We start from the raw sequence: 22117 nt of genomic DNA, 5'->3' as shown, positions 1-22117 counted from the left end.
ACCGAGTGGACGTCGGCTCCCCGGGACCGGCTCCCCGGTGCGGGCGTCGCATCTGGCAGGCTTGGGTGTCGTGCCCCAGCCTTCGTCGTCCCCGCCGTCACCTCCGCCGGCATCTCAGCCGACGCCGCAGTCGCTCGAGCTGCAGCGTCGAGCCCTCGCCGTCCTCACCGAGATGGCGCCCGCGGCGATCGAGCTCGGCGAGGCGTTCCGCGCCGCGGGTCACGAGCTCGCGCTCGTGGGCGGGCCCGTCCGCGACGCGTTCCTCGGACGGGCGAGCAACGACCTCGACTTCGCCACGTCCGCGTCGCCCGACGAGACCGAGGCGCTCCTCGCGCGCTGGGGCGACGCCCACTGGGACATCGGCAAGGAGTTCGGCACGATCGGGGCGAAGCGGTTCGGCCGTGGTGGCCCGGGCGACGACCTCGTCGTCGAGGTGACGACGTACCGCACCGACGAGTACGACCCGACGTCGCGCAAGCCCGTCGTCGCGTTCGGCGACACGCTCGAGGGCGACCTGTCGCGCCGGGACTTCACCGTCAACGCGATGGCGGTGCGCGTGCCGGAGATGACGTTCGTCGACCCCTTCGACGGCCTCGACGACCTCGCGCGCCGCGTGCTGCGCACGCCCATCGCCCCCGAGCGCTCGTTCGACGACGACCCGCTGCGCATGATGCGCGCCGCGCGCTTCGCGGCCCAGCTGGGGTTCGACGTCGACGGCGGCACGCTCGCCGCGCTCGTCCTCATGACCGAGCGCATCGAGATCGTGTCCGCCGAGCGGGTGCGGGACGAGCTGTCGAAGCTGCTGTGCGCGACGTCGCCGCGCCGTGGTCTCGAGGTGCTCGTGGACACCGGCCTCGCCGACCACGTGCTGCCCGAGCTGCCCGCGCTCAAGCTCGAGATCGACGAGCACCACCGGCACAAGGACGTCTACGAGCACTCGCTCACGGTCCTCGACCAGGCGATCGCCCAGGAGACCGGGCCCGACGGCGCGGTCCCGGCCCCCGACCTCGTGCTCCGCCTCGCCGCGCTGCTGCACGACGTGGGCAAGCCGCCGACGCGCCGCTTCGAGCCGGGGGGAGGCGTGAGCTTCCACCACCACGAGGTCGTCGGCGCCAAGATGGTCGCCAAGCGCCTCAGGGCGCTGCGGTACGACAAGCAGGTCGTCAAGGACGTCGCCCGCCTCGTCGAGCTGCACCTGCGGTTCCACGGCTACGGCGACGGCGCCTGGACCGACTCCGCCGTGCGCCGGTACGTGACCGACGCCGGACCGCTCCTCGAGCGGCTGCACCGCCTCACGCGCGCCGACTGCACGACGCGGAACCGGCGCAAGGCCCAGCGGCTGCGCGAGTCGTACGACGACCTCGAGCGCCGCATCGCCGACCTCCAGGAGAAGGAGGAGCTCGACGCCGTCCGCCCCGACCTCGACGGTCAGCAGATCATGGCGATCCTCGGGATCCGGCCGGGACCGGTGGTGGGGAAGGCGTACAAGCACCTGCTCGAGCTACGCCTCGACCGCGGCCCGGTCGACGAGGAGACGGCGCGAGCGGACCTCCTGGCCTGGTGGTCGACCCAACCGGAGTCGTCCACCTCCTGAGCGGCGACGCGTCCTGGTCGGTCCGGGCGAGACCTCCGGGGCGGTCGTGCCGGGTCTACCATCCGCGCCGCTCGTTCCTCGCGCCGCTCCCGCCAGACCCGCCACGACCCGGCACGACCGCCCCTCCGGCCTCGCCCTCGGCGGTCGCGTCGCCTCCGGGCGGGCGCGCGACCCGGCGAGGACTCAGACGTCGTCGGTGGCGAGAGCAGCCTCGACCGTGACGTCTTCCATGCGCGCATCCTCGACCGGCGCGTCCTGCGTGCGGTCCTGCGCGGGGCCGTGACCCGGGCCGTGCTCCTGCGGCGCGCTGCGACGCAGGAGGAACGAGAGGCCCACGGCCACGAGCATGACGGCCGTGCCCCAGACGAACGCGTCGCCGACCCCCTCGGCCAGCGCCGCCTGCGGTGACGCGCCCGCCTCGCCGTAGGCGATGGAGCGGGTCGTCATGACGGCGACGAACATGGCCGTGCCGGCGGCGCCCGCGAGCTGCTGCACGGTGCCGATCGACGCCGACCCGTGCGAGTACTGGTGCGGCTCGAGCGCCGAGAGCGCGGACGTGAACAGCGGCGTGAACATGAACGCCAGACCCAGGCTCAGCGTCACGTGCAGCGCGAGGACGAACCACGGCGACGAGTCCGCGTGGATCGTCGTGAACGCGGCGAGGGCGACGGCGACGACGCTCACGCCGGGGATGACGAGCGGGCGCGGGCCCACCCGGTCGTAGAGCCGTCCGACGGTCGGGCCGAGCAGACCCATGAGGAGCCCGCCCGGGAGCACGATGAGGCCGGTCGCGAGCGGCTCCAGACCCATCGCGTCCTGCAGGAACAGCGGCAGGAGGATGAGGGAGCCGAACATGGCGACCATGCCGACCGCCATGATGCCGAGCGGCACGCTGAAGCCACGGTGCGTGAACACGCGGAGGTCGAGCAGCGCACGGTCCTCGCGCTGGAGGACGAGCTGGCGCCACACGAACGCGCCGAGCGCGAGGGCGCCGAACGCGATCGGCACTACCGGCGGGACGACGGGCGTGTGGCGCGCGGCCTCACCGATGCTGGAGAGCCCGTAGACCAGGCCGCCGAACGCGAACGCCGCGAGGACCAGGGAGAACGGGTCGAGGCGCGAGTGCGTACGGTCGGCGACGTCCCGGATGTACAGGAAGCCGAGGACGAGCGCGACGAGCGCGATCGGGAGGACGATCCCGAACACCCACCGCCAGCTCAGCGAGTTGAGGATGAGGCCGGAGAGCGACGGGCCCAGCGCGGGTGCCGCGGCCATGACGATCGAGATGTTCCCCATGACCTTGCCGCGGATCGTCGGCGGGACCAGGGTCATGATCGTCGTCATGAGCAGCGGCATCATGATCGCCGTGCCTGACGCCTGCACGACGCGGCCGGTCAGCAGCCACGCGAAGCCCGGCGAGACGGCGGCGAGCAGCGTGCCCGCGCTGAACAGCGACATCGCGAGCAGGTACGCGCCGCGCGTCCCGAGGCGCTGGAGCAGGAACCCGGTCGCCGGGATGACGACCGCCATCGTCAGCATGAACGCGGTCGTGAGCCACTGGCCCGTGCTGGCCGTGATGCCGAGGTCCTCCATGAGCGGCGCCAGCGCGACGCTCATGGTCGTCTCGTTGAGGATCACGACGAACGCGGAGCCGAGCAGCAGCGCGATGACGAGGAAGTCCGCCCGGGGTAGCCGGTCGACGGGGGCCGCCGAGGTGTCGTGGGTGGGGGAGGCTGTCACGGGGTGTCTCCGCTCGCGTCGGTGGCGGCCCGGGCCCAGGTTCGGACCCGGTCGGGGCAGGGCGGGCTGCGTGGGGGCAGCACGGGAGTCGCGTGCGGTGCACGCGACGACGGTGTCGGTTCTCGGTCGGCGGGCCACGGGGGATGGGTGACCCGGGACGATCGGCGCGGCCCAGCCACGTCGATCCGTACCCTGTACGACCATCCACCATCCTGCGTTATTCCCGTCCGACGTGACGACCTCTTTTCGCTCGCGGACTCATCGGTGCTGCCGACAGCAGAAGCCGTGGTCGTGCCGCGTGAGGTGATCGGGGGAGGTGCGACCAGAAGAGGACGGCGGGTGACCGCTACCCCGCCTAGCGTCGAGGACGGACCCGCACCCCGACACCGGAGGCCCCTGATGGAGTTCCGACCGTTCACGATCGACGCCCCGCAGGCCGAGCTCGACGACCTGCGCGAGCGCCTCGCCCGCACCCGCTGGCCCGCCGAGCTCCAGGAGCAGGGCTGGGAGCGCGGCACCGAGCTGTCGACGATGCGTCGCATCGTCGCGCACTGGGTGGACGGCTACGACTGGCGCGCGCAGGAGGCGCGACTGAACCGCTTCCACCACCTCGTCGCCACGATCGCCGGCCGCGACCTCCACGCGATCCACGAGCGTGCGGTGCGCCCGGACGCTCCGGCGATCCTTCTGCTGCACGGTTGGGCGGACTCGTTCTACCGGTTCGCGCACGTCGTCGACCGCCTCACGGGCCGCGATCCCGTGATCGGCCCCGACGAGCCGGTGTTCGACGTCGTCGTCCCGTCGCTGCCAGGCTTCGACTTCTCGGACCAGCCCGAGGCCGGGACGGTGAGCGGCGCGCAGAGCGCCGAGGTCGTCGCGAGCCTCATGGCGGGCCTCGGCTACGACCGCTACCTCGTGCACGGCGGCGACTGGGGCGGTGTCGTCGCGCAGGAGGTGGCGCGCGCCCACCCCGACCGCGTCGTCGGCCTCCACCTCACCGACGTCCCGTTCCCCAACCTGTTCCTCGTCGACCGCGACACGGCGAGCGAGGGGGAGCGCGCGATGTTCGCCGCGGTCGACGCCTGGGGCGAGACGCACGGCGGGTACGTCGGGATCCAGTCGTCGCGCCCGCTCACGCTGTCCTACGGTCTGAGCGACTCGCCCGTCGGTCTCGCCGCTTGGCTCGTCGACCACTTCGGCCACCTCTCCGACACCCTGCCGTCCGACGACGACCTGCTCACCAACGTGATGCTCTACTGGCTCGGCAACTCGATCCGCTCCTCGATGCGCCTCTACAACGAGGGGCTCGACGGCGACTGGGGCGGTGAGTCGGGGGGCGACGCAGGGGACGACGCCGCATGGTCGGGCGGGGAGGGCGCCGACGCCGCATGGTCGGGCGAGGAGAGCGCCGACGCCGGCTGGTCGCAGCGCATCGACGTACCGACGGCGGTCGCCGTCTTCCCGCGCGACATCTCGCAGCCTCCGCGCGAGTACGCGGAGCGGTTCTTCGACGTCCGGCGGTTCACCACGATGCCGCGCGGCGGGCACTTCGCCGCGCTCGAGGAGCCGCAGCTCGTCGTCGACGACGTCCGGGCCTTCGTCTCCGAGCTCGGCTGAGCCCGATGGTGCGGCCGGGCCCTGTCAGGCGCCCGGTCGCCCGGCCGGGACGTCGTCGGTGGCCGACCCCTCGTCGGGCGCGCCGGCCTCGGGTACGGGCCGTGCGCCGTCGGGCACGACGGCGTCCCCCGCCCCGGCCGGGGTCCGTGCCCCGCGCGTCCAGATCACGAGCGCGGCGAGCGCGTAGGCGACCGCGAGGGCGACGAACACGCCGCGCGACCACCCCGTGTCGGGGAGCGTGAACGCTGCCAGGGCGGCCGCGCCGACGAACGCCGCGTTGTACAGGACGTCGTAGAACGCGAAGGCCCGGCCGCGGTACTCGTCGTCGGTGTCGCGCTGGACGATCGTGTCCACCGCGATCTTGGTGCCCTGCGCGGCCAGCCCGAGCAGGGCGGCGCCCGTGTACACGACCGCGCGCGACGGCGTCGTGACGAGCAGGAGCTGGCTCGCCGCGGCGAGCAGCAGCATGATCGCGATCCACACCTGCGGGCCCGTGTACCGGGAGAGCGTCGGCGTGAGCACCATGGCCCCGGCGCCGCCCAGGCCGGTCAGCCCGACGACGATCGCGAAGGTCGCCATGCCGGCCGTCTGGCTGCCCGCGTCGAGGAGGTTCCGGGCGATGAGGATCGACGCGATGAAGACCACGCCGTAGAGGAAGCGGTGCGTGGCCATCGCGAGCAGCGCCTGGCCCGGGGTGCGGCGCGCGACGAGGTACCGGGCGCCGTCGGCCAGGCCGCGCGCGACCTTGACGATCTCCGACCGGATCGCCGACTCGGCGGGGCGTTCCGGGCCGAGCTGCGTGCGGCCGAGACGCAGCGCGAGCAGCGACGCGATCCCGAACACGAGCGCCGCGCACACGAGCGCGGACGAGTCCTTGACCCGGCCCGGCTCGAACGCGAGCCCCAGGACGAACCCGATCCCGCCCCCCACGAACGCCGCACCGGCGCCCAGCGTCGGGGTCAGGGAGTTCGCGGTGAGGAGCAGCGGACCGTCGACGACGCGCGGCAGGCCCGCGGACAGGCCCGCGAGCAGGAAGCGGTTCACCGACAGCGCCGCGAGCCCGAGGGCGTAGATCCACCCGCTCACGCCGCCCGAGAGCATGAGCGCCGCCATGCCCAGCGTGATGACCACGCGGACCGCGTTGCCCCAGGCGAGCACCTGTCGGCGCTGCCACCGGTCGAGGAACACGCCCGCGAACGGCCCCACGATCGTGAACGGCGCCAGCATCACCGCGAACGCGCCCGCGATCGCCGCCGCGGTGCCCTGCGACTCGGGCGAGAAGAACAGCAGCGACGCCAGGCCGACCTGGAACATGCCGTCACCCGCCTGCGACACGAGCCGGACGGCGAACAGCTTGCGGAAGCCGCGCAGCCGCAGCAGCGCTCGCAGCTCGGCGACGACACTCACCCCTCAACCCTAGGCGGTCGACGCGCTCGGCCGGGACGTCATCGACGGGCCCGGCCGACGACGTCCCGTTCTCGCATCCTGGGAACGTCTGGGCAAGAATCATTAGGAAGGTTACCTTTGTGTTTTCGTCACGACCCGCCACAGTGGCCGGGCCCAGAGAAGCAGCGAGGCATTCTCGAATGACACGAACCCCCAGGACGGCAGCCGCAGGGCTCGCCTTCGCAGCGACGGCGGCGCTCGTCGCCGGCACGGTCGGCACGGCGTACGCCGCACCCGCGACCGCCGGCGGAGACGGCGCCAACGGCTACAAGACCGTCGGCTACTACCCCGCGTGGGACGCCGGCAACGAGGACGGCTACCAGGTGGCCGACCTCCAGACCACCGGGGCGGCGTCGGACCTGACGCACCTCAACTATGCGTTCGGCAACGTCACGACCGACCTGGTCTGCGACATCACCGACCGGGAGGACCCCGTCGACGGCGGGCTCCAGGGCGACCCCCTCAACGACTACGTGCAGCTCAAGCCGGCCGGGCAGGCCGTCGACGGCGTCGCGGACACCGCCGACCAGGCGCTCGCGGGGAACTTCAACCAGCTCAAGAAGCTCAAGGAGGCCAACCCGGGCCTGAAGGTCCTCATCTCGCTCGGCGGCTGGACCTGGTCGGACAACTTCTCCGACGCCGTGTCCACGCCGGAGAACCGCGAGCGGCTCGTCGAGTCCTGCCTCGACGTGTACTTCCGCGGGAACCTGCCCGTCGTCCAGGACGCGGAGAACGGCACCAAGGGTGGCGACGGCGTCGCCGCCGGCATCTTCGACGGCGTCGACTTCGACTGGGAGTGGCCCGGCGCGACAGGCGAGCACCCCACGCCGCGACCCGAGGAGGACGCGGAGAACTTCGTCCAGTTCGCGCAGCTCCTGCGCGCCGAGCTCGACGAGCTCGGCACCGAGACCGGCGAGGACTACCTCCTCACCGGCTTCGCACCGGCCGGCTGGGCCCCGCGCACCTATGGTGGCTGGCTCGACCCGCGCTTCGTCGAGGCGCTCGACTTCATCAACGTCCAGGGCTACGACTACCACGGCGACTGGAACACCACCCGCACGGGTCACCAGGGCAACCTGCACGTCTACGAGGACCCGACGACGGGGGAGCCCGCCAACTGGGGCCTCGCCGCCGACGGCGTCCTCGGCGCGTACCACGCCGCCGGGTGGCCCAAGGAGAAGCTCGTGCTCGGCATGGCCGCGTACGGCTACGGCTGGAAGAACGTCACCGACCCGACGCCCGGTGCCGCGGCGGACGGCGCGCTCCCGTTCACGTACTACTCGGAGATCAAGGCGAAGGGCCTCCCGGAGTACTACGACGAGGTCGCCGGGCAGGGCTACTTCTACGGCGACGGCGAGTGGTGGACCGCGGACACCCCGCGGTCCGTGACGGCCAAGGCCGAGTACCTCGCCACCAACGGCTACGGCGGCGGCTACTTCTGGGACCTCGCCGGTGACGACGACAACGAGCTCCTCGGGACCCTCCGAGGCGCGTTCGAGATCGCCACCCCCGGACCCCTCGTCCCCGCCGACGCGGCAGCCCCCTGGTACGCGACCGGCGTGTACACCGCGGGAGACGTCGTCTACCACGACGGGGTCGAGTACCGCGCCGCCTGGTGGACCCGGAACCAGGAGCCCGGCCAGCCGAACGGCCCCTGGCGCGCCATCGGCGGCGCCGGCACCGCCCCCGCCGGAGAGGCACCCGCGTGCGGCGACGCCTGGGACGCCGGCCGTACCTACACCACGGGCGACGTCGTCACCCGCGCGGGCGTGAACCACACCGCGCAGTGGTGGACCACCGGGTCCCAGCCCGGCACCGATGCGTACGGCGCCTGGGACGCGGGCAGCCCCTGCGTCTGACGCACAGCACCACGAGCACACGAGCGAGGCCCCTGCCGATCATCGGCAGGGGCCTCGCCCGTGTCTCGACCTGCGATGCGCTCCAGGTCAGCGCTCGACGTTCTTGGTCGCGCTGACCTTGCGCTCCGCTCCGGGCGAGTGCCTCGTTCCTCGGCCCTCGCCCTGCACTGCGCTCCGGATCAGCGCTCGACCCTTTCGGTCGCGCTGACCTTGCGCTCCGCTCCGGGCGAGTGCCTCGTTCCTCGGCCCTCACCCTGCACTGCGCTCCAGGTCAGCGCTCGACCTCACCGGCGATGAAGGCCTCGAGCTGCGCACGGCCCTTCGTGTCCTCCATCTGGACCGGCGGGGACTTCATGAAGTAGGTCGAGGCCGAGAGGATCGGGCCGCCGACGCCGCGGTCCTTGGCGATCTTCGCGGCGCGGACGGCGTCGATGATGATGCCGGCCGAGTTGGGGGAGTCCCACACCTCGAGCTTGTACTCCAGGTTCAGCGGGACCTCGCCGAACGCGCGGCCCTCGAGGCGCACGTACGCCCACTTGCGGTCGTCGAGCCACGCGACGTAGTCCGACGGGCCGATGTGGACGTTGCGGTCCTCCTTCTTGCCGCCGAGCGGGCCCTCGAGGTTCGAGGTCACGGCCTGCGTCTTGGAGATCTTCTTGGACTCCAGGCGCTCGCGCTCGAGCATGTTCTTAAAGTCCATGTTGCCGCCGACGTTGAGCTGGTACGTGCGGTCCAGCACGACGCCGCGGTCCTCGAAGAGCTTGGCGAGCACGCGGTGCGTGATCGTCGCGCCGACCTGCGACTTGATGTCGTCGCCGACGATCGGCACGCCGGCCTCCTCGAACTTCGCGGCCCACTCCGGGTCGGACGCGATGAAGACGGGCAGGGCGTTGACGAAGGCGACGCCCGCGTCGATCGCGGCCTGCGCGTAGAACTTCGCGGCCTGCTCCGAGCCGACGGGGAGGTAGCAGACGAGCACGTCGACCTGCGCCTCGCGCAGCGCGGCGACGACGTCGACCGCCTCCGCGTCCGACTCCTCGATCGTCTGCGCGTAGTACTTGCCGATGCCGTCGAGCGTCGGGCCGCGCTGGACGGTCACGCCGAGCGGCGGGACGTCCGCGATCTTGATCGTGTTGTTCTCCGAGGCGTTGATGGCCTCCGAGAGGTCGAAGCCGACCTTCTTCGCGTCGACGTCGAACGCCGCCACGAAGTCCAGGCTCGACACGTGGTAGTCGCCGAACTGCACGTGCATGAGGCCCGGGACGGTGGCGCTCGGGTCGGCGTCACGGTAGAAGTGCACGCCCTGGACGAGGGACGATGCGCAGTTGCCTACGCCGACGATGGCGACGCGGATGGAGGTCATCCTCGCTCCTTGGTGTTCGTTGTTCCAGGGTCCTCGGGACGCCTCGCGCCGTCGGGCTCCTGCTCGGATGGTTCCGCAGGATGCGGGGTGCTGCTGGACCGCGCACGGGTGGTGCTCCGGGAGTGCCCGAAGCTCCGGTCGCGCTCGGTGGTGATGAGACCGTCGAGCCAGCGCACCTCGCGCTCGACCTGCTCGAGTCCGTGACGTTGCAGCTCGAGCGTGTACTCGTCGAGCCGCTCGCGGGTGCGAGCCGCGGACTCCCTGACCGCCTCCAGCCTCTCCGTGAGCCGGGTGCGCCGGCCCTCGAGGATGCGGATGCGGGTCTCGGCGTCGGTCTGCGCGAAGAACGCGAACCGGACGTCGAAGCTCTCGTCCTCCCACGCGGCCGGCCCCGACGAGGCCAGCACGCTCTGGAGGTGCTCCTTGCCCTCGGCCGTCAGCTCGTAGACGATCCGCGCGCGCTTGCCCGAGAGGGCGGGCGCGAGCGTCGACTGCGCCGCGGACTGCTCCGTGCCGGTGATGAGCCCGCGGGCCACCAGCGACTTGAGGGCGGGGTACAGCGAGCCGTAGGACAGCACGCGGAACGACCCGAGCATGAGGTTGAGCCGCTTGCGCAGCTCGTACCCGTGCAGCGGAGACTCCTTGAGGAGGCCGAGGATCGCGGTCTCGAGCACCGGTGTCTTGCTGCGCACGAACCCACCTCCTGACGCACCTCGGGCGTGCCGCGGCGGGCTCGCTGTGACCTGATGATCGACTCGATGTATCGAGTCGATACATCGACAGGTTAGGTCGTCTCGATGCGTCGTGCAATCTTCGGGGAGTGTCGCGCATCGCGCCACAGATGTGAAGGACCCGCGGAGGCGGCGGGACGCCACGGCGAATCAATGGCGCACGATCGCGCTGTCAGTGCTGCAGACCCTTGTCCCGACAGGGCGACGCCCTATTGTTCAGGGTGGTCCGGCGTGTGCCGACCCCGTGCCCGACGACGTCCCGCGCCCGAGGCGGGGACGCGCCGTCGGGCAGGTGGTCCGCTCGCGGCGGGCCACGAGCAGGTCCGCGGACGACGTGGAGCCGGCTTCCCGTTGCCCCCCAGAGGAAGGTAGACCGTGGCGCGATCCACGAGGACGAACGGACGGACGACCCCCCGCGGGCGCCGTCGGTTCTTCAACTACCCGCGCTCGCACGTCAAGAGCTTCCGCCGTTGGCTGCCGTCGTGGCGCGTCGTCGTCGGGACCATGCTGACCGGCGTCGCGCTCGTCGCGGGCGTGCTCGTCGCGGCGTGGGTCACGACCGACGTCCCGACGAAGCTGCCGAGCGTCGGGGCGCAGACGTCCACGGTGTACTGGGGCGACGGGGCGACCGAGATGGGGACGTACGCGGTCGAGAACCGCGAGATCGTCGACTACGCGTCGCTGCCCGACTACGTGGGCAACGCGGTCGTCGCCTCGGAGGACAGCACCTTCTGGACCAACTCCGGCGTGGACTTCCGGGGCATCGCACGTGCCTTCTACAACAACCTCAAGGGTGGCGGCCGCCAGGGTGCCTCGACGCTCACGCAACAGTACGTCGAGCGGTACTACACGGACACCGTCACGGACTACGCGGGCAAGGCTCGTGAGGCCATCCTCGCGCTGAAGATCACGCAGCAGCAGAAGAAGGAAGACATCCTCGGCAACTACCTCAACACGATCTACTTCGGCCGCGGCGCGTACGGGATCCAGGCGGCCGCGCAGAAGTACTACGGCGTGAACGCGGCGGACCTGACGATCTCCCAGGCCGCGATGATCTCGGGCATCATCCCCAACCCGACGAACTGGGACCCCGCGAACAACCCCGAGCAGGCGCAGCACCGCTGGGAGCGGTCGCTCAAGAACATGCGGGACGACGGCCACATCGACAAGGCCCAGTACGACGAGGCGATCGCGGCCGGGTTCCCGACGGCGAACCCCTACGAGAAGTCGGACAAGTACTTCGGACCGACCGGGTACCTCCTCACCATGGTCGAGCAAGAGCTGGCGAGCGAGGGCATCGGCATCTCCGAGGCCGACCTGACGAGCAAGGGCTACAAGGTCGTGACGACGATCGACCAGGGGATGCAGGACGCGGCGGCGGCGACGGCCGAGTCTCTCCCTCGCGCCGAGCGCGGCGAGGAGAACCCCGTCTCGGAGAACATCCGCGCCGCGATCGTCTCCATCGACCCGAACGACGGCTCGATCCGGGCTCTCTACGGTGGCCGGAACTTCCTGCAGAACCAGTACAACAACGCCACCCGCGGCGCGGCTCAAGGTGGTTCGACGTTCAAGCCGTTCACGCTCATCGCCGGACTCGAGAACGACCACACGCTCGACGAGCGGTTCGACGGCAACTCGCCCAAGACGTTCCCGGGAGCGGACAACGGCAGCGACTGGAAGGTCCGCAACTTCAGCGACCACGACTGGGGAAACATCGACCTCACCGAGGCGACCGCGCAGTCGGTGAACACCGCCTACGCGGAGCTCAACCTCGAGGTCGGGCCGGAGAAGACCGCGGACGTCGCGGCACGTCTGGGCATCAAGGCCGACGTCGGGTCGAACCTGGCGAACGTGCTGGGTGACGCGACGGTGACGCCGCTCGAGCTGACGAACGCCTACGCGACCATCGCCGCGCAGGGCATGCGGTCGACGCCGCACATCGTGGCCTCCGTGACCGACTCCCGGGGCAACCTCGTGTACCAGGCACCGGGCGCCGACAAGCGCGAGCAGGAGTTCGCTCCGGACGTCATGGCTGCCGCGACGTACGCCCTCTCCCAGGTCGTCGAGAAGGGGTCGGGCAAGCCGGCGCAGGCCATCGGCCGCCCGGCCGCCGGCAAGACCGGAACCTCGACCGACAACAAGTCGGCCTGGTTCGCGGGATTCACCCCTGGCCTCGCGACGGTCGTCGGCCTCTACCAGTCCGGACCGAACGGCGAGCAGGAGCAGATCACCCCGTTCGGCAAGTGGGTCGGGGACGAGATCACGGGTGGTTCCTGGCCGGTCGAGGCCTGGACCTCCTACATGCAGACGGCGGTGGCGAACCTGCCCGTCGGCGAGTTCCCGGCGTACACGCCGCCGAAGCCGCAGCCGACGGAGACCCCCACCGAGACCCCGACGGAGACCCCGACCGAGGACACGCAGCCGGAGGAGCCGGTCGAGCCGGAGCAGCCGGAGAACGTCACGGTGCCCAGCGTCGTCGGCATGGAGAGCCGGGCCGCGCGCGCCCAGCTCGAGGCCGCGGGGCTCAAGGTGCGGATCACCGAGGAGTTCTCCGACCAGCAGCCGCGTGGCTTCGTCATCAGCCAGTCGTCGATGAGCGAGGTGCCGCCCGGGTCGACGATCGCCCTCGTGGTCTCCAAGGGGACGGACCCGGGCCAGCAGCCCGACCCGGACCCGACCGAGACGCCGACCGACCAGCCCACCGAACCCGGGTCCGGGAACGGGAACGGGAACGGGAACGGGAACGGCGGTGGACCGGGCGGAGGCGGCTGACCCGGCCGACCGCAGATTTCCAGGGGTCCGCGCCGAGCGGGTACCCTGGGGAGCTGCCGTCCGCTCGTCGGACGGCAGCAGCACGAATGCATGAACCCTCCTGTCACGGAGAGACCGTGACCGCGAAGACCAGAGGAGGTGGGTTATCCGCATGCGTCAGTACGAACTGATGATCATCCTCGACCCCGAGATCGAGGAGCGCACCGTCGCCCCGTCGCTCGACAAGTACCTGTCGGTCATCAAGACCGACGGCGGCTCCGTCGACAAGGTGGACATCTGGGGTCGTCGCCGCCTGGCGTACGACATCAAGAAGAAGTCCGAGGGCATCTACGCGGTCGTCGACTTCACGTCGACCTCCGACACCGCCAAGGAGCTGGACCGTCAGCTCGGCCTCAACGAGGTCGTCCTGCGGACCAAGATCCTGCGCACGGACGCTCGCTGATCCTCCCCGCGTCCCCCGTTCGACCGTCCCGCACCGGGACGCTCCACGCCGTAGCGCGTGTGGGCGCCGCGTGATGGGATGAGCGACGCGAGACCCGTTACGAGCACGAACGCGACGATGCTGACGACACACGAAGGAGCTGGCCATGGCAGGTGACACCGTCATCACGGTGATCGGGAACCTCACGGGAGACCCGGAGCTGCGTTTCACCCCCTCGGGTGCGGCGGTGGCCAACTTCACGGTGGCGTCGACGCCGCGGACCTTCGACCGCCAGTCGAACGAGTGGAAGGACGGGGACACCCTGTTCATGCGCTGCTCGATCTGGCGCGAGGCCGCGGAGAACGTCGCGGAGTCGCTGACGAAGGGCATGCGCGTCATCGCGCAGGGCCGCCTCGTCCAGCGCTCGTACGAGACCCGCGAGGGGGAGAAGCGCACCGTCGTCGAGCTGCAGGTGGACGAGATCGGTCCCTCCCTGCGCTACGCCTCCGCGAAGGTCACCCGGGCCCAGCGCTCGGGTGGCGGTGGCGGCGGCTTCGGCGGCGGTGGCGGCTACGGAGGTGGCGCCAACTCCGGCGGTGCCTCCGGTGGCGGATTCAGCTCCGGCGGCGGTCAGCAGCAGAGCGACGACCCGTGGGCCACGGCTGGCCCCGCGTCGTCCGGTGGTTCGTTCTCCGACGAGCCCCCGTTCTGATCGTCCGCCACTCCCAGAACACACACCCGTCCCCGCGGGTGCCGCGCCGCTCGTCGGCGCGGACCGCGCGCGGGGATCGCACCTTGTAGAGGAGCAACACCATGGCGAAGCCTGTGGTGCGCAAGCCCAAGAAGAAGTCCAACCCGCTGAAGTCGGCCAAGATCGAGTCGGTCGACTACAAGGACACCGCGCTGCTGCGCAAGTTCATCTCCGACCGCGGCAAGATCCGTGCGCGTCGCGTGACCGGCGTCTCCGTCCAGGAGCAGCGTCAGATCGCCCGTGCGGTGAAGAACGCGCGCGAGATGGCGCTGCTGCCGTACACGTCGACGGCTCGCTGAGCGGGAAGGGAGAGAACTCATGGCCAAGCTGATCCTGACCCACGAGGTCACCGGTCTCGGTGAGCCCGGCGACGTCGTCGAGGTGAAGGACGGGTACGCCCGTAACTTCCTCGTCCCGCGCAAGCTCGCCACGCCGTGGTCCAAGGGCGCCGAGTCCGAGATCACCGCGATCCGCAAGGCGCGTAAGGCCCGCGAGATCGCGTCGCTCGACGACGCAAAGGCGATCCGCGACTCGCTGCAGTCGAAGCCGGTCGTCGTCGAGGCGAAGGCCGGCGCTGCCGGTCGCCTCTTCGGTGCCGTGACGACGGCGGACATCGCGTCCGCCGTGACCGCCGCGGGCGCGTCGGTCGACAAGCGCAAGATCGAGATCGGCCAGCCGATCAAGGCGACGGGGGACTACACGGTCTCCGTCCGCCTCCACCCGGAGGTCTCCGCGACCCTCGCGGTGAAGGTCGTCGCTGCCTGATCTGCTGCTGAGCAGTCCTCGAAGGCCCGGTCCCTCCTCGGAGGGCCGGGCCTTCGTGCTGTTCACGCCGTCCCGGTGACCATCCAGGCGCTGCCCCGGGCGCGCAGTCCGGTGGTGACGGCGCGGGCGGCCATGAAGACCCCCGCGAAGGCGAGCCACAGCCACGCGAGGCCTGCTGCGCCGTCGGGCGCCCAGTGGCGGACGGCGAGCGCGAACGGCACGTAGACCACGAGCGTGAGCATGCCCGCCCAGGCGAGGAAGCGGCCGTCCCCGGCGCCGATGAGGACGCCGTCGAGCACGAACACCCAGCCCGCCATGGGCAGGAGCAGCCCGCACACGGCCATGCCGACGGCGACGGCGGCGCGCACGTCCGGGTCGGACGTGAAGAGCAGCGCGAACCACCAACCGCCCGCGGCCATGACGACCCCGAGGGCCGCGCCGGCCGCGACGCCCCACTGCAGGGTGCGGCGCAGGACGGCGCGGACGCGCGGGACGTCGTCGGCCCCGAGGCCGTAGCCGACGAGCGCCTGCGCGGCGATGGCGAGCGCATCGAGCGCGAACGCTGCCAGGCCCCAGACGGAGTTCACGACCTGGTAGCCCGCGAGCGTCACCTCGCCGAGCCCGGTCGCGACGAAGACCGTGAGGAGGATCGCGAGTCGCAGCGAGAGCGTGCGGACGAAGAGCGGCGCACCGGCGCGCGCGTTGGACCAGATGCCACCGGCCGCGGGGCGCAGGGACGCGCCGTGGCGCCGGGCGCCGCGCACGACCACGACGACGAGCACCGCGCCCATGGTGAGCTGCGCGACGGCCGTCCCGATGCCCGAGCCGGCGATCCCGAGGCCCGCGCCGTAGACGAGGACGACGTTGAGGACCGCGTTGAACGTGGCGCCGCCTGCGGCGACCCACAGGGGCGTCCGCGTGTCCTGCATGCCGCGCAGCACGCCCGTGGACGCGAGGACGAGGAGCATCCCCGGGAGGCCGAGGGCCGACCAGCGCAGGTAGACGACGGCGTGCTCGGCGACCTCGCCCGTCCCGCCCATCATCCCGACGGCCCAGGGCGCGGTCGCCCACAGCGCGGCGGCGAGGAGCACGCCGAGCCCGACGGCGAGCCACAGGCCGTCGACGCCCGACTGGAGCGCCTCGCGCGTGTGCCCGGCGCCGATGCGCCGGGCGACGGCGGCCGTGGTCGCGTAGGCGAGGAAGACGCACAGCCCGACGAGCGTGACCAGGAGCGTCGAGGCGAGGGAGAGGCCGGCGAGCTGCGCGGTGCCGAGGTGGCCCACGACCGCGCTGTCGACGAGGACGAAGAGCGGCTCTGCGACGAGCGCGCCGAGGGCGGGGACGGCGAGCGCGAGGATCTCGCGGTCGAGCAGGGAGCGGGTGCGGCGACCTGTGGACGACGCCGCGGGGTCGGGTGGCGTCCGGGTGTCGCCGGAGTGGCCGGGCGGTGTCCGGCGTGTCGTCGGCGTGTCGTCGGACTTTCTTTCTTCCACACCCCTGAGGGTAGTGACGAGGCTGGTCAGAGGCCGCTCCTGCTGATGTACACAGGGAGATCGTGACGTTGTCCACACCGTTATCCACCGGGTGTGCACAGTGACGGGGACTGTGTCCACAGGTTCGGGGGTCCCTGTCCACCGGGCGTGCACAGGGCCGTTTGCGGGGTGTGGAACCGCGATCTAGTGTCGCGGGGTCGTGCCTGTCGGAGGCGGGAGGCGCGGTCACCGGGACAGTCGTGTGGGTGGCCCGCTGTAGAACACGTGTACGACGAAGGTTTGTCCCGGTCGCGCGTCCCTCGGTGGGTCGTGACGGGCTCGGGGGAGCGAGGGGCGCATGTCGATCGAGGAGCTCGAGGAGAGCTACGGGGGACCGGGGCCGTCAGGTTTCGACCGGACGCCGCCGCAGGACGTCGCGGCAGAGATGAGCGTGCTCGGCGGCATGCTGCTGTCCAAGGACGCCATCGCCGACGTCATCGAGCAGATCCGCGGCTCCGACTTCTACCGTCCCGCGCACGAGGTCGTCTACGAGTCGATCATCGACCTCTATGGCCGTGGCGAGCCCGCCGACGCCATCACCGTCGTCGCGGAGCTGACCAAGCGCGGCGAGCTGCAGCGCATCGGTGGCGCCCCGTACATCCACGACCTCATGGCCGGCGTCCCGACCGCCGCAAACGCCGGGTACTACGCGCGCATCGTGCGCGAGCGTGCCGTGCTCCGGCGCCTCGTCGAGGCCGGCACGCGCATCGTCCAGCTCGGCTACGCGACCGACGGCGGCGACGTCGACGAGATCGTCAACAACGCCCAGGCCGAGGTCTACGCCGTCACCGAGCGTCGGACCACCGAGGACTACCTCCCGCTCTCGGAGATCCTCGGCCCGACGTTCGACGAGATCGAGGCCGCGCAGGGGCGCGGCGAGGGCATGACCGGCGTCCCGACCGGCTACTCCGACTTCGACCGGCTCACCAACGGCCTGCACCCCGGCCAGATGATCGTCGTCGCGGCGCGACCTGCTATCGGCAAGGCCCTCGCGCTGGGCACGCCGCTCCCCACGCCGTCGGGCTGGACGACGATGGGTGACGTCGCCGTCGGTGACCTGCTCGTCTCCGCGGACGGGACGCCCACGCGCGTCGTCGCCGCGACCGAGGTCATGGTCGACCGCCCGTGCTACGAGGTCGAGCTCGACGACGGCACGGTGATCGTCGCGGACGCGCAGCACCAGTGGGTGACCTCGACCCGCGCCCAGCGTCGCGCGGTGCGCGCCGGCGAGACGCCCGAGTCGTCCGTGCGCACGACCGAGGAGCTTGCTGCCACGCTCCGGACCGCGACGGCCGACAAGCGCGCGAACCACTCCATCGCCACCGCGGCGCCGCTCGACCTGCCGGACGCGGACCTCCCGATCCACCCGTACGCACTCGGGGTGTGGCTGGGTGACGGCAGCTCCCGACGTGCCGAGTTCACGTCCGCCGACCCCGAGATCGCGATGCGGATCGAGGGGCTCGGCTCCGTCGCGCGGCCGGGCGCGGACGACCTGCGCACCTTCGGTGTGCCGGGAATCGACCACATCCCGGCTGCGTACCTCCGCGCGAGCGAGTCCCAGCGCCGGGAGCTCCTGGCGGGGTTGCTCGACACGGACGGCACCGTCATGCCGCAGGGCAGCGTCCAGATCAGCCTGACGAACGAGCGTCTCGCGCGCGAGACGCGTGAACTCACCCTGTCGCTCGGGTACCGCACGGGTTGGTCGACGAAGACCGTGAAGGGGCGGACCGAGTCGTCGACGGCGTACACGATCACCTTCACGACCGAGGACGACGTGTTCTGGCTGGAGCGCAAGCGCCTCGTCCACAAGGAGCGCCGCCGTCCGGGCACCGCGCGGCTCACGTCACGGTTCGTCGTCGACGTCCGCCGGGTCGAGTCGGTGCCGGTGCGCTGCGTCGAGGTCGACCATCCCTCGCACCTGTACCTGGCTGGACGATCGATGGTGCCGACGCACAACTCCGTGCTCGGCATCAACGTCGCGACTCACGCCGCGGTGCACCACCAGATGGCGTCCGTCATCTTCTCCCTGGAGATGAGCCGCAACGAGATCACCATGCGTCTTCTTGCTGCCGAGGCGCGCGTGCCGCTGACGCGGATGCGGTCCGGGAAGATGGACGAGCAGGACTGGCAGAAGCTTGCGTCGACAATGGGAAAGGTCGCGGAGGCGCCTTTGTTCATCGACGACTCGCCCAACATGTCGCTCATGGAGATCCGGGCGAAGTGCCGGCGTCTCAAGCAGCGTCACGACCTCAAGCTCGTCGTCATCGACTATCTCCAGCTCATGAGCTCGGGCAAGCGCGTCGAGTCGCGCCAGCAGGAGGTCTCCGAGTTCTCGCGTGCGCTCAAGCTCCTCTCGAAGGAGCTCGAGGTTCCGGTCATCGCGATCTCGCAGCTGAACCGTGGTCCGGAGCAGCGCGGCGACAAGAAGCCGCAGATGAGCGACCTGCGTGAGTCGGGCTGCCTCACCGAGGACACGAAGATCCTGCGCGCCGACACCGGCGCAGAGACGAGCCTGGGCGAGCTCTTCGCGCTCAACGCCAAGGATGTCCCGGTGTGGGCGCTCAACGACCGGCTCCAATACGTCCGCCGTCACCTGACGCACGTGTTCCCCACGGGCGTGAAGCCCGTGTTCCGGATGCGACTGGCGTCGGGCAAGGAGATCGAGGCGACGGCGAACCACCCGTTCCTCACGTACGACGGCTGGACGGCGCTCGGTGACCTGGAGGTCGGTTCGCGCATCGGCGTGCCGCGCCACGTCCCCGGCCCGGAGCGAAACCTCGAGTGGGACGACCGCAAGGTCGTGATGCTGGCGCACCTCCTCGGCGACGGGTCGTTCGTGAAGCGACAGCCCATCCGCTACGCCTCGATCGACGAGCGGAACCTTGCGACCGTCTCCGAGGCCGCAGGCGCTTTCGGCATCACCCCGATCCGCGACGACTACGCTGCCGCAAGGGTCACGACCCTGCGCCTTCCGGCGCCCTACCGCCTCGCCCGGGGCCGCCGGAACCCCATCGCCGAGTGGCTCGACGACCTGGGGCTGTTCGGCGCACGCAGCCACGAGAAGTTCATCCCGACGAGCGTCTTCCACCTGCCGAAGCGCCAGATCGCGCTCTTCATCAAGCACATCTGGGCCACGGACGGCTCGGTGACGATCAACAAGAACGGGCGCAGCGGGCGGATCTACTACGCCTCGACGTCGCGCGAGATTATCGACGGGCTGTCGCGCCTCCTGCTCCGCTTCGGCATCTCGACGCGGGTGCGGACGGCGACCCCCAAGGGGTCGTACCGTCCCGGGTACACGCTGGACGTGAGCGGGGTGGACGACCAGCGCCGCTTTCTCCAGGAGATCGGCGTGCACGGCGACCGAGGCGATATCGCCGAGAAGCTGCTGACGATCATCCGCGAGACGCGCGCCAACACGAACGTGGACACCGTTCCGCGTCGGGTCTGGGACGACGTCCGCGACATCCTCGTCGAGCGCGGCATGACGCACCGTGAGTTCGCTGAAGCGATCGGGACCCAGTTCTGCGGTAGCGCGCTGTGGAAGAACTCGCCGTCACGGCATCGCCTCGGCAAGATCGCGGCGGTGCTCGAGAGTGAGGAGCTCGAGATCATGGCCGTGAACGACCTTCTGTGGGATGAGGTCGTCTCCGTAGAGCCGATGGGCGAGAAGCAGGTTTACGACGCCACCGTCCTCGACGGGCACAACTTCGTCGCCAACGGCATCGCCGCACACAACAGTATTGAGCAGGACGCTGACGTGGTGATCCTGCTCCACCGCGAGGACGCCTACGAGAAGGAGTCGCCGCGCGCGGGCGAGGCCGACCTGATCGTCGCCAAGCACCGTAACGGCCCCACCGACACGATCACCGTCGCGTTCCAGGGCCATTACCAACGGTTCGCAGACATGCAGATGTAGCAACCAGAGTTTTGACGTGCAACCTAGATTGCAAAGTCCTCCATATTAGTTACAAACACTGCCCGGCAGGTGGCTTACCACCTGTCGAGGTGGTGGCGGGCCAGCTCGCGAAGGCCGAGGCGGAAGTCGAGCGGCTGCGGCGTGACCTGGACGAGACGCCCGAGTAACACCCCGCGGAGTAGTCAGCAGTCCCACGTCGACTAGTTCGCCTCCGAGCACCGGACGCGAAGCAATTTCTCGCACGAATCCCTAGCCGCTAGGCGGATTCCTCCAGCCCAGCGACGGCCTCGTGCCCAAGAATCCCCGTCTCAAGTAGCCGCGTTGTCAACACTCGCGAGAGCGCTGGCGGTACCGCGTTGCCGATGATGACGGACAGTTGCGTGCGCGTCACCGTCGCGTCGAACTGGAAGTAGTCAGGGAACCCCTGGATGCGAGCGGCCTCGTGAGGCGTCAGCGTTCGAGGCTGCGACGGGTGTCCGTACCGGCCCTGCCCCAAGCTTCCGAAGCCGCTGGTGATGGTCTGCGCGGGCTGACTCCAAGTGAGGCGTCCGTACATGGACACGTACGAGTGGTCACCGCGGTGGCACTTGGGGCGTCGGTCATTCGGCAGGTTCACTTCGTTCTCGTCGATGAGCCACTGGATGCGTTCCCGGTTCGCCGAGCTCATCTTGGAGGGCGCATCGAACCAACGCTCGGTGTCGGCATGCTCAAGATCACCGATAGCCCATCGGAGGTCCCGCGTCGGTTGGGGTGCGAACTCAAGCAGGTCGGCGACCGACTGCCCATCCGCCAGGGCATCCGTTCGCACCGCGAGCAGGATGTGGCGTCGCCGTGTCTGTGGGATCCCGAGTCGTACGAGTTCCACCCGGGTGGCGGCGACCTTGTACCCCAACCGCTCAAGGTGGGTTCGCGTGCGGGCGACAACCTGCTGGGAATCGTGCACCACTGCGGGTACGTTCTCGACCACCATCACCCGAGGGCGCAGGACCTCGGCGGCACGCGCCATCCGCAGGTACAGGCGGTTCTTCGGGTCGTCCCTGCGCGTGCGGTTGTTGAGGTTCGAATGTCCCTGACACGGAGGGCCTCCGATGAGCAGATCGACGTCGCCAACTTGCTTGCGGGTCTTCAGCTCCGTGACCGTGGGCTTAGCGCCAAGGGCACCGTCGAAGTAGCTCTCCACGGATGCAACCTGAACGTTCGCCTTCGGGAAGTTCTTCCTGAACACCGTCACGGGTGCCTGCTCGAAGTCCACGGCGAGGGGCACTTTGAGGGCGAGACGACGGTCCCTTGCTGCCTGGGCGGCCCCGAGCGTCAGACCTCCGCACCCTGCAAAGAGGTCAACGACAACCAAGTTCCGGTCGCCGCGCTCAAACGCAGGTCGACGCTGGCCTTGAAGGGGGTGCTCGGTCGCCATCCATGCCCTTCCGCAGGCTGTACGCTCGGTTCGGTCGAAGGGCCAGCCTACTCGAGGTGCGCCGCGAGCCGTGGTAGGAGAACGCCGGGCGAAGGGCCTGTCGCCTGCGTGCTGCCCATCGTTCCCGCGCCGCCACCGACAGGGCGCTCTCGGCGACGCAGCGGGTGACTTCTCGGGGGGACTGGCAGAGTGT

The 22117-nt window shown here is 70.5% G+C and carries 15 protein-coding genes; 9 read left to right on the top strand and 6 right to left on the bottom strand.

Translation table 11 applies throughout. The features are described from left to right. Positions 1-139 precede the first annotated feature (139 nt). Complete coding sequence (locus tag JOE63_RS01355) at positions 140-1594, top strand: CCA tRNA nucleotidyltransferase (RefSeq protein WP_275582801.1); 1455 nt, start codon at positions 140-142, stop codon at positions 1592-1594. A gap of 183 nt (positions 1595-1777) precedes the next feature. Here the strand turns inward: JOE63_RS01355 and JOE63_RS01350 are convergent, their stop codons facing one another. Further along, a complete protein-coding gene (locus JOE63_RS01350) occupies positions 1778-3334 on the bottom strand; it encodes an MDR family MFS transporter (RefSeq protein WP_307839888.1) in 1557 nt (518 codons plus the stop codon). A 399-nt stretch (positions 3335-3733) separates the two neighbouring features. Between JOE63_RS01350 and JOE63_RS01345 the strand changes: the two genes are divergently transcribed. Continuing rightward, positions 3734-4951 (top strand): epoxide hydrolase family protein, encoded by a 1218-nt coding sequence (locus JOE63_RS01345; protein ID WP_204538517.1) that lies wholly within the window; start codon positions 3734-3736, stop codon positions 4949-4951. A gap of 24 nt (positions 4952-4975) precedes the next feature. Here the strand turns inward: JOE63_RS01345 and JOE63_RS01340 are convergent, their stop codons facing one another. Then, positions 4976-6358: an MFS transporter gene (locus JOE63_RS01340; protein ID WP_244286317.1), complete on the bottom strand. Its 1383-nt coding sequence runs from the start codon at positions 6356-6358 to the stop codon at positions 4976-4978. Positions 6359-6537: 179 nt separating this feature from the next. On the opposite strand from JOE63_RS01340, the gene JOE63_RS20760 reads away from it, so the two are divergent. Continuing rightward, positions 6538-8256 (top strand): glycosyl hydrolase family 18 protein, encoded by a 1719-nt coding sequence (locus JOE63_RS20760; protein ID WP_239576578.1) that lies wholly within the window; start codon positions 6538-6540, stop codon positions 8254-8256. A 271-nt stretch (positions 8257-8527) separates the two neighbouring features. On the opposite strand, the gene JOE63_RS01330 is transcribed toward JOE63_RS20760, so the two are convergent. Both JOE63_RS01330 and JOE63_RS01325 read right to left on the bottom strand, forming a co-directional pair. Then, the gene (locus tag JOE63_RS01330) at positions 8528-9619 is read right to left on the bottom strand and encodes an inositol-3-phosphate synthase (RefSeq protein ID WP_204538514.1); all 1092 of its coding nucleotides are present in this window, start codon (positions 9617-9619) and stop codon (positions 8528-8530) included. Further along, positions 9616-10311 (bottom strand): PadR family transcriptional regulator, encoded by a 696-nt coding sequence (locus tag JOE63_RS01325; RefSeq protein ID WP_087470408.1) that lies wholly within the window; start codon positions 10309-10311, stop codon positions 9616-9618. The genes JOE63_RS01330 and JOE63_RS01325 overlap by 4 nt, the downstream gene beginning before the upstream one ends. A 414-nt stretch (positions 10312-10725) precedes the next feature. Between JOE63_RS01325 and JOE63_RS01320 the strand changes: the two genes are divergently transcribed. The 5 genes from JOE63_RS01320 to rplI all read left to right on the top strand — a co-directional run bounded on the left by JOE63_RS01320 (position 10726) and on the right by rplI (position 15059). Further along, positions 10726-13122, top strand: coding sequence for a transglycosylase domain-containing protein (locus tag JOE63_RS01320; protein WP_204538511.1), 2397 nt, complete (start codon positions 10726-10728; stop codon positions 13120-13122). Between the two features lie 151 nt (positions 13123-13273). Beyond that, positions 13274-13564 carry a 30S ribosomal protein S6 gene (gene rpsF, locus JOE63_RS01315; protein ID WP_172819989.1) on the top strand — a complete coding sequence of 97 codons (291 nt, stop codon included), beginning with the start codon at positions 13274-13276 and terminating at the stop codon, positions 13562-13564. A 145-nt stretch (positions 13565-13709) separates the two neighbouring features. After that, on the top strand, positions 13710-14255 hold the full coding sequence (locus JOE63_RS01310) for a single-stranded DNA-binding protein (protein ID WP_087470406.1): 546 nt from the start codon (positions 13710-13712) through the stop codon (positions 14253-14255). A 101-nt stretch (positions 14256-14356) separates the two neighbouring features. After that, complete coding sequence (gene rpsR, locus JOE63_RS01305) at positions 14357-14593, top strand: 30S ribosomal protein S18 (protein ID WP_021481584.1); 237 nt, start codon at positions 14357-14359, stop codon at positions 14591-14593. A gap of 19 nt (positions 14594-14612) precedes the next feature. Further along, complete coding sequence (rplI, locus tag JOE63_RS01300) at positions 14613-15059, top strand: 50S ribosomal protein L9 (protein WP_087470405.1); 447 nt, start codon at positions 14613-14615, stop codon at positions 15057-15059. 62 nt (positions 15060-15121) lie between these two features. On the opposite strand, the gene JOE63_RS01295 is transcribed toward rplI, so the two are convergent. Continuing rightward, positions 15122-16432, bottom strand: coding sequence for an MATE family efflux transporter (locus tag JOE63_RS01295; RefSeq protein ID WP_087472621.1), 1311 nt, complete (start codon positions 16430-16432; stop codon positions 15122-15124). Positions 16433-16889: 457 nt separating this feature from the next. Between JOE63_RS01295 and JOE63_RS01290 the strand changes: the two genes are divergently transcribed. Beyond that, the gene (locus JOE63_RS01290) at positions 16890-20510 is read left to right on the top strand and encodes a replicative DNA helicase (RefSeq protein WP_204538508.1); all 3621 of its coding nucleotides are present in this window, start codon (positions 16890-16892) and stop codon (positions 20508-20510) included. Positions 20511-20766: 256 nt separating this feature from the next. On the opposite strand, the gene JOE63_RS01285 is transcribed toward JOE63_RS01290, so the two are convergent. Further along, positions 20767-21924: a DNA cytosine methyltransferase gene (locus JOE63_RS01285; RefSeq protein WP_204538505.1), complete on the bottom strand. Its 1158-nt coding sequence runs from the start codon at positions 21922-21924 to the stop codon at positions 20767-20769. Positions 21925-22117 lie beyond the last annotated feature (193 nt).

Origin of the sequence: Cellulosimicrobium cellulans (assembly GCF_016907755.1) — a bacterium.
GTDB classification, from domain to species: domain Bacteria; phylum Actinomycetota; class Actinomycetes; order Actinomycetales; family Cellulomonadaceae; genus Cellulosimicrobium; species Cellulosimicrobium cellulans_D.
The sequence above is the reverse complement of the archived record's forward strand: the minus strand, read 5'-3'. Positions and strand labels throughout refer to the sequence as shown.

Bases quoted from the DNA above. Each gene is read 5' to 3' on its own strand.
- JOE63_RS20760 (WP_239576578.1), top strand. From the start codon at position 6,538: ATGACACGAACCCCCAGGACGGCAGCCGCAGGGCTCGCCTTCGCAGCG.
- rpsR (WP_021481584.1), top strand. From the start codon at position 14,357: ATGGCGAAGCCTGTGGTGCGCAAGCCCAAGAAGAAGTCCAACCCGCTG.
- rpsF (WP_172819989.1), top strand. From the start codon at position 13,274: ATGCGTCAGTACGAACTGATGATCATCCTCGACCCCGAGATCGAGGAG.
- JOE63_RS01345 (WP_204538517.1), top strand. From the start codon at position 3,734: ATGGAGTTCCGACCGTTCACGATCGACGCCCCGCAGGCCGAGCTCGAC.
- rplI (WP_087470405.1), top strand. From the start codon at position 14,613: ATGGCCAAGCTGATCCTGACCCACGAGGTCACCGGTCTCGGTGAGCCC.
- JOE63_RS01290 (WP_204538508.1), top strand. From the start codon at position 16,890: ATGTCGATCGAGGAGCTCGAGGAGAGCTACGGGGGACCGGGGCCGTCA.
- JOE63_RS01330 (WP_204538514.1), bottom strand. From the start codon at position 9,619: ATGACCTCCATCCGCGTCGCCATCGTCGGCGTAGGCAACTGCGCATCG.
- JOE63_RS01310 (WP_087470406.1), top strand. From the start codon at position 13,710: ATGGCAGGTGACACCGTCATCACGGTGATCGGGAACCTCACGGGAGAC.
- JOE63_RS01285 (WP_204538505.1), bottom strand. From the start codon at position 21,924: ATGGCGACCGAGCACCCCCTTCAAGGCCAGCGTCGACCTGCGTTTGAG.